Below are 12713 nucleotides of genomic sequence, written 5' to 3' on the forward strand. Positions count from 1 at the left end.
TCTACCACTCCTTTCTTGCAAATGACCGGCGGCCATAGACATAAATCCCCGCAAACATGAAAGCGAGCAGGAACACACCAAGCCAGTCAACCGGAACATAATAAAAATCTGAAATTCTTGTACTGGGATCCCAGTTTAACCCCACCCGCATCATAACTCCGTAATAACCCCAAATCAGAAGTTTTCCAACCCCTTTTGGCAGGAACATGGTGAACAATCCTGCAAGACTACCTAAAAGTCCAACCGTAAGAGGCACCATCTGATTTGCAAAATGCAGGGATAACACCTGTTGAAGCAGCAATATAGTTACATGAACCCCTATGGTAGAAATGAGATAAAACAAAATCTTATCCCACGGAATGGGCCCGCCAAACCCTTTTATGACCCCAAAAGCCAGAATCATAAATACCTGAAGTAACGCAATTGCCGTCACGTGAATGACCCCGCACAAGTATTTGGCATGAAACAGAGTTTCAGCTGGTATGATGGTCTCTAAGAGCTTAAAGGTCTGCCCTTTATGTTCTACATCACAAAGTCTGGACACCAATACTGCAATGACGACAGGCATCATGATGGCATTAAGAATGGGAAAATGATAGAGACACTGAAACCACCCCTGGGCCAGCTTTTCTCCAGACATTCTGCCAAAGGACCATAAGCCCCACAGGCACTGGACTCCAAGAAGGATCGCAATTGTAGTAAAAATCCCCTTTCTTTTTATTTTTTGAAATTCCATTGTAAATACTCTCATCATAGACTCACCGCCGTTCCTGTTAATTCTATGAATATCTCTTCCAGTGTCTTTTTCCTTTCTTCCACGCGTACGACTCCAATGGTTTCATGGAAAAGATGAAAGATGTGGGCAGAAAGCTCCTGATCCGTAAGCTCCGGCAAGAGGAGAAATGCCCCTTCCTCTCTGCACATAATTCCATGTCTTTCAAACACCCCTTTGGCAGTTCCATTATCCAAGGTACGAACTGCCAGACTACTTTTGCTCTTATCATGAAGAACCTTTAAACGGTCCTGAAATACCAGCTCTCCTTTGCTGATGACGCCGATGTGGTCTGCCATCTGCTCGATTTCATTTAATAGATGGCTGGAAACCATGACTGTCATTCCAAAGGCCTTCGGAAGAGCGCGTATGAGTTCACGCATTTCCTGGATTCCTGCCGGGTCAAGGCCATTGGTCGGCTCATCGAGTATGAGCAGCTTGGGATTTCCAAGAAGTGCGCCTGCAAGCCCCAATCTTTGTTTCATTCCCAGGGAATACTGCCCTGCTTTTTTATCCTTTTGATTTTCCAGCCGGACGATCTTTAATACTCTGTCAATTTCCTCTTCCTCAACTCCTTTTAAGGTGCTGATGATTTTCAAATTTTCCCTGCCGGTCAGATGGGCGTAATAGCTTGGGGATTCTATGAGAGAACCTGCCTCTTTTAAAATGGTAAGGCGGTTTCTTTGATTCATCTCTTTACCAAAGACGGTAATGGTTCCGCTGGTGGGCTTTGCAAGCCCCAGTATCATCTTCATGGTGGTGGACTTACCAGCTCCGTTGGGGCCCAGAAAACCATAGACCACTCCCCTTGGCACTTTTAAATCCAGATCCTTTACACTCATGGCTTCACCGTATTTTTTGCAAAGAGCATTTGTGGTTATGATATCCGTCATTGTTCTACTCTCCTTTTCTTTTCGATGTGTTCATGGTACCAAGGTCTCCTTACATCTGGCTGTAGGCCACCTTACATTTACCTTAAATCTTCAGATTTCTTGTCCAATTTCACTTTTTTTCGGCTATAATACAAATAAATGAAAGGGAAAGGACGAGACAAAAATGGTGGATATTTATGACTGTAAGCTGCTCATCGTGGACGATGAGCCAGAGCTTCGCAGAATGGTCATTGCTATTTTAAAACAAAATGGTTTTCGGAAAATTATTTCTGCCGGTGACTGCAGGGAAGCCCGCAGTCTGTTCTCTCTGGAAAAGCCGGATGCTGTAATCCTTGATGTTTCTCTGCCTGACGGAGACGGCTTTTCCCTGATGCGTGATTTCAGGGCCTCTTCCTTTGTTCCTGTGCTGTTTCTTTCCGCCAGAGATGAAGACGAGGACCGTCTTTTGGGCCTTGGTCTTGGGGCTGATGATTATATGACAAAGCCATTTCTCCCAAGGGAGCTGGTTTTAAGGCTTCATGCCATATTAAACCGCACGTATTTTCCTCCTGTCTTAAGCCAGAAGTTAAAGCCTGTCTTCTCCCTGGGGGATATGAAAGTCGATCTAAACAGCTGTGAGGTAACATCACAAAAGGGAACCTCAACCCTGACGGCAAAGGAATTTGCTCTTTTGGAAAAGCTTTTTGAAAACCGGGAAAAGATTGTCACCGGGGACAGCTTATGTATGGCTGCCTGGGGAGACTCTCTTTACGGCTATGAAAATACATTGATGGTGCATATCCGCCGTCTCAGGGAAAAGATAGAGCCTAACCCCTCTTCCCCTCAATATCTAATGACCGTTCGGGGACTAGGGTATAAGCTTACGGGGGTGACAGTTCTATGAAAAGCATGATGAAGGTCTTATCCCGCTATGTGCTGTCAGCCGCGGCTGTGGCTGTGCTCTTGCTTGTAATTAATGTTACAGTCTTGATTGTCTGGCTTTTTTCGGAAAAGGACGATAAGAATTATTACAATATCTCCCAGACATCAAACCAGCTTACCGCTACTAACGATGGTTATGAACTCTCCCCGTCCGGGAAAAATCAGTTGGAACATAACAACCAATGGGCCATGCTTTTAAACTCGGAGGGCAAGGTAATCTGGAACTTTATGCTTCCGGCTGACGTACCTATGGCTTATTCCATTTCTGATGTGGCAGGATTTTCCCGGTGGTATTTAGAGGATTATCCTGTATCGGTCTGGCGACACGATGGCGGCCTTCTGGTGGTTGGAAGTCCTAAAAACACCATGTGGAAGCTAGGACTCATGATTCCTCAAAGAACTTTGAATAATTTAGGCTTCTGGGTGCCCTTTTTTCTTGTATTAAACTGTCTCACTGCCATTTTTCTTGCCCTTATTTTTGGTCTCAGGCTGTTTCGTTCTTTAAAACGCCTTTCCAATGGAGTTCAGGATATGACGAGGAAGCGGCCTGTATCACTCCCTGTTAACGGAGTGTTGGGAGATTTAGCCATGGGAATCAATGAGGCATCCAACCAACTTATGATACAGGAAGCGGCCCTAAAGAAACGAGATGACGCCCGAACCACCTGGATTGCGGGAATCTCACATGATATCCGCACCCCACTTGCTGTAGCCATGGGCTATTCCAGCCAGTTGGAAGAAGATGAAAGGCTGTTACAGGAACAGAGGGACTTAGCAGGCATCGTAAGGCGGCAGTGCCAGCGGATTAAAGATTTGGTTAGCGATTTAAACCTGGCCTCGAAGCTGGAATATGACATGCAGCCATTAAGAAAGGAACGAACTCCACTTGCCCCCCTGATTCGCAGTGTGGCAGTTGATATCATAAACGACAATCTCTCAGAAAGGCATACCCTAGAAGTATCTATAACGGACAATGCCCAAAACCGTTGTCTGCTGGGGGACAAGCAGCTTTTAAAACGTGCTGTGTCCAATCTCATCTTAAACAGCATCAAGCACAATCCAGAGGGCTGCGATATTACCATAGAGTTAAGTATGGATGGGGAAAATTTTATATTATCGGTTACAGATAACGGAACCGGGTTCCCGGAAGATGTGTTGCAGAGAGTGGATGGAATAAAGAATAGGAGTGAGAATGCGGGTCAGAACGAGGGCAAAAATGAACAAAGCGGCCATGGACTTGGTCTTACCATTGTCCGCCAAATTATAAAAGCTCACAATGGAAGCACTCATTTCTCCAATCTTTCAGGAGGCGGCTGTCGGGTGATCTGCTATCTGCCTTCCATCTCTTCTTGATAAAATACCATATAAAAAAGCTGAGCCTGCAGGCTTTCCCTGTAACAGACTCAGCTTTTTATTTCAGTTAAAAGGTACGTCTACACAACGCCCTTCTTCAAAATAATATTTGCGTACAGTGCCTTCTCTCCTGTCATAATAACCACAGTGGAACGCTCCTTCGTCTTATCATAAAAATCCCATTTATCAATCTCTTCAAAGCAATCCGCGCCCCGCTTATCATGCTTTGCCACAATCTCCTTGTAAGTATCCCAGATAGGAGTTTGGCAGTCATCTCCTGCTACTACACCCATCAATGTGACCGGGTGGTCCACGTAGGTATCAAGAGGGAACAACTGAAGAATGGCATCCAGTATCTCCGGTACTCCGTGTCCATCCATACGGATGACCTTTTTTCCATAAGTATGGCCGGGGAAATTTCCATCTCCGATGGTCAGTTCATCGGTGTGGCCCATTTCGCATAACACTTTTAATAATTCGGGACTGATGATTGGTGGTATTCCTTTTAACATAATGTTCTCCTTCTTCTCCAATAGCGCTCTTCTTTAAAAGAAGAGCGCTAGTTTATTTAATCGTATAAGTTCTGTGAAATGTCACTGCTGTCCATATTGTCCTTGTTGTACCACTGGCTGCCGGTATCTACGTCAGTTACCTTTTCGCCTTTGGCTGCTGCAACCGCAAGTTTTACGGTCTGATAACCGATTTCTACAGGAGCCTGGGTTACGGCACCAGCCAGTTTGCCTGTTTTGATTCCGTCTTTGATCATGGTTCCAGAGTCAAAAGCAACGCCAATTACATCTTTTCCAAGTCTTCCTAAGTTCTCATCACCTGTTAAAAGACCTTCTCCAGTCTTCTGGTTGGAAGCGAAGATACAAATAGTATCGTCTTTATTTAAGATGGTCTGAGCATCTGTTGTCATAAGAGAAGCCTCAACCTTAGAAGGAACGGCTACGTCAAGAATGACATCTGCCTTATCTCCCTTGTCTGCTTTTGCATCGCTTACAAACTTATCGTTACCGGTAATGCATACGGTCTTTCCGTCTGCTTTAATTAACTCTGTCAGCTTATCAATAAAGCCAAGACCACGGTTTACGATGGACTCTGAGGTTGCATCCTGGTTTAATACACCGATTCTTACGCTGGAGGTAGCTTTTGCAATCTGGTCCTTGATTAACGGATATGTGTTCTCTGCTGCCACTTCTCCTGCCTTGTAATTATCAGTAGCTGCATTGGCTACAACAGCTCCTTCTGGTGCGTTTGGTACACCGGAGTCAAATCCTACGATGGGGATTTTTGCATCCTGGGAAGTTTTGATGCTGTCGTTTAATGCGGATACGTCCAAAGCTGCCAGGCCGATGGCTGCCGGCTTCATCTGTACTGCATTGTTCATCATCTGAACCTGCTGTGCGATGTCGGATTCGGAATCCGGGCCCTGATATTCCAGCTTTACGCCTAATTCCTTGGAAGCTTTTTCTGCTCCCTTATAAACAGCCTGCCAGTACTGGGACTGAAAGCCCTTTGCTACCATGTAAATTGTTACATCCCCGTTATTTTCTGCCCCTTTTGTCTCCGCTGCCTCACTGGATTTTCCTTCTGCTGTGGTTCCAGCCGGCTCGCTCTTTCCTTCATTTGAAGTTGTTTTGGTTCCGCAGCCTGCCATTAAGGATGCCACCATAGCTGTTGTCAATAAAACGCCCCATACATTTTTTTTCATTGAAATACTTCCTCCTTCATTTTATGTGGAATCTTTTAAATCACTACGCCTGTCAGTTCTTTTTCCGGTTTCTATATACATCTGCAAAGACTGCTACGATAAGCACCAGTCCGGTTGCTACCTGCTGGTAATGAGTCTGTAATCCTACAAAGGGAAGACCTGTCTTTAACACTGAGATGATGAACACACCGATCATGGTTCCGGCTATGGTTCCGATTCCTCCTGACATGGAGGTTCCACCGATAACCACACCTGCGATGGCGTCCATCTCAAAGCCGGCTCCGCCGCCTGGTAAGAGAGTGGAGTAAATGGTGGAGTAAGCCAGTCCAGCAATGCCTGCAAAGGTACCGCTGATGATATAGGCAATGATTAAATATTTATCTACGTTGACACCGGATAATCTGGTTGCTTCCTTGTTGCTTCCAAGGGACAGGATATAGCGGCCTGTTTTTGTCTTATTCATCACGATTGCCATAATAATAGCGGCAGCTATGAGGAATAAAAAACCTGTTGGGATTAAAAGCCCGCTTTCTGTCTTGATTTTAAATATGGCACGGTACCAGCCCTCTGGGTCTGATCCTGATTTCCAGGTCACGGACTGAGCTGATGTGATAATAGAACCGATTCCTTTGGAAAGCATCATGGTACCCAGGGTCGCAATAAAGGGAGGAAGCCCCAGCTTTGCCACCAAAAGTCCGTTCATAACTCCGAACAAGGTACCGATTAAGATACAGATGATAATAACAAGCCAAATGGGAAATCCCAGGTTTACACTTAAGTAACCAGCCACCAGACCGGACATGGTCAGTACAGTACCGATGGAAAGATCGATTCCCCCAGTTGCAATAACAAAACAGATTCCAATGGCCATAAATCCAATGTAATAGGATGCGTCAAAAATGTTGACCATGGTGTTATAAGTGGCAAATCTGGGATTCATGATTCCAAACGCCACATAGAGTACGATAAGTGCCAGCAATGCCACCAGCCTCTGGGTACCTATCGCTTTGATGAGCGGATTATTTTTCAGTTTTTCCATTGTTGCCCTCCTGGTTTCTCAAAGTGGCTGCAGCCATAATTCGTTCCTGTGATACCTCTTCAATGGGGATTTCCCCGGTAATGCGCCCTTCGCACATGACCAGAACCCGATCACTCATTCTTAAAATCTCTGTCATCTCCGAGGAAATCATGATAATGGATTTTCCCTGCCTGACCAATTCATTCATTAAATGGTAGATCTCGCTTTTTGCGCCTACGTCTATTCCCCTTGTAGGTTCATCAAAGATTAAAATATCACAGTTTCGAATAAGCCATTTGGCAATAACCACCTTCTGCTGGTTTCCTCCTGATAAGTTCACCACAAGCTGGTCTACAGTTGGAGTTTTGGTATTTAAAAGCTTTACATAGCTTTCTGCTTCCTTACGCTCCTTTTGCTTGTCGATGAAAATACCCTTCATAAATGAGGACAACGCTGACATGGAAGAGTTTTCGGCTACGGATTTTTGTACCACAAGGCCAAACCGTTTCCGGTCCTCTGACAGATAACCAATTCCGTGGTTTACTGCATCCTCTGTGGTCTCGATCTCCACCCGTTCTCCATTAATGTAGATTTCTCCTCCATCCTTTTTATCTGCTCCGAAGATGGCTCTGGCCGTCTCGGTTCTGCCTGCTCCCATGAGTCCGGAAAAGCCCAGGATCTCACCTTTTCTAAGTTCAAAACTTACATCCTTCACCATCTTACCGGCGGTCAGATGTTCTACCTTTAATACTACCGGCGCGTCCTCTGATACGCTGCTTATCTGTTTTGGGTCTTCATAGATCACACGGCCCACCATCATATTGATGATGTCATCCTTTGTGCTGTCCTTCGTAACTAAGGTTCCCACATAGGTTCCGTCCCGCATGACCGTTACCCGGTCCGTAATCACCTTGATTTCGTCCATACGGTGGGAGATATAAACAATCCCCATTCCCTTTTGTTTTAAGTCCCTTATGATCTTAAAGAGCTCCTCAATCTCTGACTCCGTCAGTGCGGCGGAAGGCTCATCAAATACCATGAGCTTTGCTTCTCTTGAGATGGCCTTTGCAATCTCACACATCTGCTGCCGTCCAACGGTTAAGTTTCCCATGACCTCAGAGGGGTCAATATCAATGTTTAATCGGTCAAATAGCTTCCTTGCCTCTTTGTTCATGAGAGAATCGTTTATAAATCCGCCTGTCATCATCTCACGGCCGATAAATATATTCTGGGCCACGGTTAAGTGGTTCATCATATTTAACTCCTGATGGACGATGGCAATTCCGGCATCCTGTGCTTCTTTTGGAGAAGTAAATTCCACTTCTCTTCCTTCAAATGTTATGGTTCCGGAGTCCTTTAGATAAATCCCCGTAAGGATTTTCATGAGAGTTGATTTACCGGCCCCGTTCTCTCCCATAAGCGCATGGACCTCGCCTCCATTGACTTCCAGATCCACGTGGTCCAAAGCATGTACACCTGGAAAGGACTTATCGATTCCCTTCATTCTCAGCATAACACTGCCCACATTCTCACTCTCCGCTTCTTTTTAAATTGAGCCTTGTATCCTGCTCTGATGATACCATTATATCTTTGTAAATCTCCTGGTAACATAGAGTATCTTACAAAAAAAGAAGAGGATTTTACTTTCTTTAGAATGGGAACAGAAGCTTCTGGTTCTCATCGGTATAGATGTTGTCTGCGGTGATGACTTCTGTGTCACAGTATATGTTTTTCTCCATTTTCTTTCCCCTCACCGATTCCACTGCAGTCTGGATTCCCAGGTAGCCCATGTTAAATGGCTTCTGGACGATCAGGGTGTCTATGATTCCCTCCTCTAAATACTGAATGCCCTCAATATCATTATCAAATCCCACGATATGGACTTCCTTGTTTAAATTCATTTCCTTGATGGCTCTGGCTACGCCTACAGTTGAATAAAGGTTCAGACCTGCAATCAGGTTAATGTCCGGATGCTCCTGCATCAGCTCCTTTGTCTTTTCATAGGCCTGTTTATAATCAGAATTGCTGTAGAGGACGGCTTCAATCCTGTCCTCATACTCCCCCAGCCCCTCCCTGAGCCCCTCTTCCCGTTCCATGGCAGTGGAGGAACCTTTGACGTGGGATACAATGGCTATTTTCGTCTCCTCATTCACATAGGTTTTCATGTTCTTTCCCATCTGAAGCCCGGCATTTCGGTTGTTGGTTCCGATATAAGTCTCTTCTAAATCTTCGTCAATCTTGGAATCAATGAGAATGAGTTTTATGCCGGCATTTTTAATCTTTCTTACGCTGTCTGTCATCTCCGAATACTGTATGGGGGCAAGGGCAATGGCATCCGGCTTCATTTTCACCGCTTCTTCGATGAACCTCTTTTGCTGCTGGTAATCATTTTCCTCCTCAGGAGCCAGTATGGTTAGGTCTGCCTGATACTCCTTTCCTGCGCTTTTGGCACCGGATATCATAGACATCCAAAAGTCATTGGTCTTATCCTGAACCTTTGGGATAAATACGATTTTAACAGTCTTTTTCTGCCGGAATTCCTCCAGCTGGAACACCATGGACAGGAAAACAACCGATAATAAAAAGAATGTCAGGAGCAAAAGCCCGTTTTTATGTCTCTTCATCTGTCTCCTCCATGCGTTTGTAAGGAATGGTCACCGTGACGGTCGTCCCCCGCCCTTCTTCACTTTCCACGAAAAGTCCGTAGTCCGGTCCATAATGCATCTTAAGGCGGTCTTCAATATTCTTCATGCCAACGCCATTATGGCGTTTGTCCGAAGTTTTCTTCTTAAATACAGAGGCCAATGCTTCCTTTGACATACCAGCTCCGTCATCCTGGATTTTAAGAATGACTAAATCTCCTTCCCGGCCTCCGGTAATGATGATGTTGCCCTGGGTGGTCTTGTATTTTAAGCCATGGTATAAGGCATTTTCCACCAGGGGCTGAAGCACCAGCTTTACGATGGCGCATTCCATCACATCCTCATCTACTAAAATGCGAAATGCTACCTTGTCCTTATATCTCATCTGCTGAATCAGCAGATAATTCCTGGTGTACTCTAATTCCTGCCATACGCTCACATATATCTTTGAGTTTCCAATGGCTTGCCGGAAAAAACGGGCAAGGACTGAGGTCATCTTAATGGCCTGACTTAAGTCCTCTGTTTCAATGAGCCAGATGATGGAGTCCAGAGTATTATAAAGAAAATGAGGGTTGATCTGGGACTGGAGGGCCTTTAGCTCGCTTTTTCGCTTCTCTGCCTGCTCTTTCCGGTTATTCTTCATCAGCTCATCAATGCGTTCCGTCATTTTGTTAAAGGACCGGGTCAGGCTGGAGATCTCGTTCTCTCCTCCTGTATCAATATAGACCTGCTCAAACTTTCCCTGCTGCACCTCCTTCATGGCCGCCTGGAGCTGCTTAATAGGTCTTGTGATCCTGGCTGATAATAACACTGCCAGGATGCAGGCAAAGAGAATGAGCGTACAGGCTGCCCCGATATACATGGTCCTGACCTCTTTTTCATCTCCTGCCAGTTCTGAGGTGTAGACCACTCCCACGATGGTCCACCCAGTCTTATTCGAATGAAAGGGGGTATAGATTTTATTCTCCCCGTTTTCATCGGTGTGGGAAATGCTGGTTCCTCCGTTTGATACCTCTTTTAAAAGCTCCTTTTTCACCCCGCTTAAGATCAGCTGCTGCTGAGGGTGGTAAACGATCTCACCCTTTCGGTCAATGATATAGACATAGCCCTTGTTTCCCAGGGTGATGGATTCGCATAAATCATTGATTACATCATAATTTAAGTCAATGACAAGAAGTCCCTCCACCTTACCAGTTTCAGGGTTTGTAATACCCCGGCTTAAGGTGACCACCCATTTATAATCGTCCTTTACCAGGTTCTGGACATGGGAGGAGGATATTAAGATTCCGCTTCCTTCTTTTCTGGCATCCAGATACCACTCCTTTTCCGCCAGTCTTGACCTTAAGTTTAAAATGTCAGTGCCATTGTTAATAAAATACCTTCCGTTGTCTCCCAAAACAGCAATGTTATAAATATCCGTCCTGGCATGAAGAATGGTCTGAAAGGCCTCTTTTAGATCACTTCCCGTCTCTTTGGTATCATGGTCAAAAAGGTAACTGGTCATATCCCGATTGCTCATGACCACCTGAGAGATATTCTCCATATAGTCAATGTAATTTTCTATATTAAAATTGACCTGTTCAATGAGAAGACGGCTGTTCTTTTTGGAATTCTCTGTCAAATTGTTTTTTGTATACCGTATGGAAAAGAACATAAAAACCGTAACCGTAAGTAGAACCAGAAGTGAAAAGTAGATAATCATACTGGTTCTTATGCTTTTAAATCTGATTCTGGCTTTCATAGGTCCCTTTCCGGTTCATCCTTGTTCTCACATAGTCCCGGGGCGTCATTTGGGTGGTTCTCTTAAAGATGTTGCTGAAATAATTGGCATCGCTGTAGCCGCATTTTTCTGCGATCTCATAAGTTCTTAAGGACGTATTTTCCATTAATTCCATGGCCTTTTCCATTCGCTTTTTGGTAAGTGCCTCCACAAAGGTCATTCCCGTATAGTTTTTAAAGGCGGAACTGAAATAGCTGACGCTGATGGCCAGCTTCTCGCATATTTCCTGAAGGGAAAGGTCACAGTCCCCGTAGTGGCTGTTGATATATTCCAGGGCAGCGATTGCCTGATGATCTCCGTAATTGCCCCGGTTGCTGTTCATGATCTCTACAGCCATTTGAAAGAACTCCAGCACCTTTTTCTCCATCTCCGAAATATAAGTACAGCCAAAAAGTCCGGAGATGATTTCCTGCTCCTTTAACAAAAAGGCATCGTCTACAATATTAAGCCGTTCAAAGAAATTCATCACGGCAAGTATCAGGCTTTGGTATAGGACGACTACCTTATTTTTAGGAATCCATCTCACTCTGCATTCCTTGCGGATGCTGGTGATTTCTCTTTGTACTTCTTCAGACAAGTTGCTTCTGACTGCAAGCACGATTCGCTTTTCCCGGTCATTTTCACAGATCATTCCCTGGGCACTCAGCTTATATTTCTGATACTTGTCCCATTCGTAGATGCCCTGATCCCGTTCCAGGTAGATGTATTCCTTTAACTCCAGGGCCTTTTCACAAGAAAAGCCGATTCCTCCCAGGCGGAATACGCATGTCCCGATTAAGGAAAATACGGGAGTGTGAAACTCATTTTCCACCCATCTGGCGGCGGCTTCGCAGATGAAAGCCATATCTTTTTTAAGTTCTGAGCTGTTTTTCTTTTTCACGTAGAGGATTATATTATGATCATCCCCTTCAAAGGAGAGGACATCCTCTCCTGCCTCTCTGGCGATAAGAGAAGCCATGTGTGACAGCTCCTTTTTATCCGGCTGTATCCTTGGATATAACAGAGCTGCGCAGTAGCATTCCCCCTGAAAATCAATGTGAAATTCCTTAAGCTTCTCTTCAATCCCCTCCTCGTAAAACCTTCCTTTGGAAAGCTCTAAGAGAAACTGATTTTTTAACAGGGGATAGCTTCCTTCATAATAAGTCCTGACCTGGAAATTGGCCTCTTCACTATCCAGGATTTTCTTTGCTTCTTCTAATTTTTCAATCAGCTCCACAGAAGTTACCGGCTTTAACACGTAAGAAAGAACGCGGTATTCCACCGCCTTCTTTGCATATTCAAATTCATCGTAGCCGGTAATAATCACTACTTTTGTTCTTTTCTCATTTTCATAAAGATATTTTGCAAGCTCCAGACCATCCACATACGGCATACAAATATCAGTCAGCACAAGATCCACCGGCTGCTTCTCCATAAATTCGATGGCTTCCTTTCCATTCTCACAAGTCCCCTTAAGCTCGTACCCCAAAGATTCCCACGGTATTCTTTGAGAAATCCGCTCCCTGATCAGAATCTCATCATCTACCAACAATACCTTATACATAACTATCTCCCCTAATCCAATGAATGCTGCTGGTCTGCGTTGCATCGTTACTGTTATTTGTGCACTTTATACAATTA

At 44.7% G+C, this 12713-nt stretch carries 11 protein-coding genes; 2 read left to right on the plus strand and 9 right to left on the minus strand.

Translation table 11 applies throughout. The features are described from left to right. Nucleotide 1: 1 nt before the first annotated feature. The gene (locus tag T546_RS0114935; protein WP_026892309.1) at nt 2–754 is read right to left on the minus strand and encodes an ABC transporter permease; all 753 of its coding nucleotides are present in this window, start codon (nt 752–754) and stop codon (nt 2–4) included. Then, nucleotides 751–1665 (minus strand): ABC transporter ATP-binding protein, encoded by a 915-nt coding sequence (locus T546_RS0114940; protein ID WP_026892310.1) that lies wholly within the window; start codon nt 1663–1665, stop codon nt 751–753. The genes T546_RS0114935 and T546_RS0114940 overlap by 4 nt, the downstream gene beginning before the upstream one ends. Before the next feature lie 163 nt (nt 1666–1828). On the opposite strand from T546_RS0114940, the gene T546_RS0114945 reads away from it, so the two are divergent. Then, on the plus strand, nt 1829–2548 hold the full coding sequence (locus T546_RS0114945; RefSeq protein WP_026892311.1) for a response regulator transcription factor: 720 nt from the start codon (nt 1829–1831) through the stop codon (nt 2546–2548). After that, on the plus strand, nt 2545–3939 hold the full coding sequence (locus T546_RS23680) for a sensor histidine kinase (protein WP_034599474.1): 1395 nt from the start codon (nt 2545–2547) through the stop codon (nt 3937–3939). Before T546_RS0114945 ends, T546_RS23680 begins: the two co-directional genes overlap by 4 nt. 80 nt (nt 3940–4019) lie before the next feature. On the opposite strand, the gene T546_RS0114960 is transcribed toward T546_RS23680, so the two are convergent. The 7 genes from T546_RS0114960 to T546_RS0114990 all read right to left on the minus strand — a co-directional run bounded on the left by T546_RS0114960 (nt 4020) and on the right by T546_RS0114990 (nt 12636). Beyond that, nucleotides 4020–4451: an RbsD/FucU family protein gene (locus tag T546_RS0114960; protein ID WP_026892313.1), complete on the minus strand. Its 432-nt coding sequence runs from the start codon at nt 4449–4451 to the stop codon at nt 4020–4022. Nucleotides 4452–4507: 56 nt separating this feature from the next. Beyond that, nucleotides 4508–5653 (minus strand): substrate-binding domain-containing protein, encoded by a 1146-nt coding sequence (locus tag T546_RS0114965; protein WP_026892314.1) that lies wholly within the window; start codon nt 5651–5653, stop codon nt 4508–4510. A gap of 52 nt (nt 5654–5705) precedes the next feature. Then, nucleotides 5706–6692 carry an ABC transporter permease gene (locus T546_RS0114970; RefSeq protein WP_026892315.1) on the minus strand — a complete coding sequence of 329 codons (987 nt, stop codon included), beginning with the start codon at nt 6690–6692 and terminating at the stop codon, nt 5706–5708. Next, complete coding sequence (locus T546_RS0114975; RefSeq protein WP_026892316.1) at nt 6673–8196, minus strand: sugar ABC transporter ATP-binding protein; 1524 nt, start codon at nt 8194–8196, stop codon at nt 6673–6675. The genes T546_RS0114970 and T546_RS0114975 overlap by 20 nt, the downstream gene beginning before the upstream one ends. A 124-nt stretch (nt 8197–8320) precedes the next feature. Beyond that, entirely contained in the window at nt 8321–9295 is a 975-nt protein-coding gene (locus T546_RS0114980; protein WP_026892317.1) for a substrate-binding domain-containing protein, read from the minus strand. After that, nucleotides 9282–11015: a cache domain-containing sensor histidine kinase gene (locus T546_RS0114985; RefSeq protein WP_166429824.1), complete on the minus strand. Its 1734-nt coding sequence runs from the start codon at nt 11013–11015 to the stop codon at nt 9282–9284. The genes T546_RS0114980 and T546_RS0114985 overlap by 14 nt, the downstream gene beginning before the upstream one ends. Before the next feature lie 16 nt (nt 11016–11031). After that, nucleotides 11032–12636, minus strand: coding sequence for a response regulator transcription factor (locus tag T546_RS0114990; protein ID WP_026892319.1), 1605 nt, complete (start codon nt 12634–12636; stop codon nt 11032–11034). Nucleotides 12637–12713: the final 77 nt, after the last annotated feature.

The organism is [Clostridium] aerotolerans DSM 5434, assembly GCF_000687555.1.
Classification (GTDB): Bacteria; Bacillota; Clostridia; order Lachnospirales; family Lachnospiraceae; genus Lacrimispora; species Lacrimispora aerotolerans.

Bases quoted from the DNA above. Each gene is read 5' to 3' on its own strand.
- T546_RS0114980 (WP_026892317.1), bottom strand. From the start codon at position 9,295: ATGAAGAGACATAAAAACGGGCTTTTGCTCCTGACATTCTTTTTATTA.
- T546_RS0114945 (WP_026892311.1), top strand. From the start codon at position 1,829: ATGGTGGATATTTATGACTGTAAGCTGCTCATCGTGGACGATGAGCCA.
- T546_RS0114965 (WP_026892314.1), bottom strand. From the start codon at position 5,653: ATGAAAAAAAATGTATGGGGCGTTTTATTGACAACAGCTATGGTGGCA.
- T546_RS0114940 (WP_026892310.1), bottom strand. From the start codon at position 1,665: ATGACGGATATCATAACCACAAATGCTCTTTGCAAAAAATACGGTGAA.
- T546_RS0114960 (WP_026892313.1), bottom strand. From the start codon at position 4,451: ATGTTAAAAGGAATACCACCAATCATCAGTCCCGAATTATTAAAAGTG.
- T546_RS0114935 (WP_026892309.1), bottom strand. From the start codon at position 754: ATGATGAGAGTATTTACAATGGAATTTCAAAAAATAAAAAGAAAGGGG.
- T546_RS0114970 (WP_026892315.1), bottom strand. From the start codon at position 6,692: ATGGAAAAACTGAAAAATAATCCGCTCATCAAAGCGATAGGTACCCAG.
- T546_RS23680 (WP_034599474.1), top strand. From the start codon at position 2,545: ATGAAAAGCATGATGAAGGTCTTATCCCGCTATGTGCTGTCAGCCGCG.
- T546_RS0114990 (WP_026892319.1), bottom strand. From the start codon at position 12,636: ATGTATAAGGTATTGTTGGTAGATGATGAGATTCTGATCAGGGAGCGG.
- T546_RS0114985 (WP_166429824.1), bottom strand. From the start codon at position 11,015: ATGATTATCTACTTTTCACTTCTGGTTCTACTTACGGTTACGGTTTTT.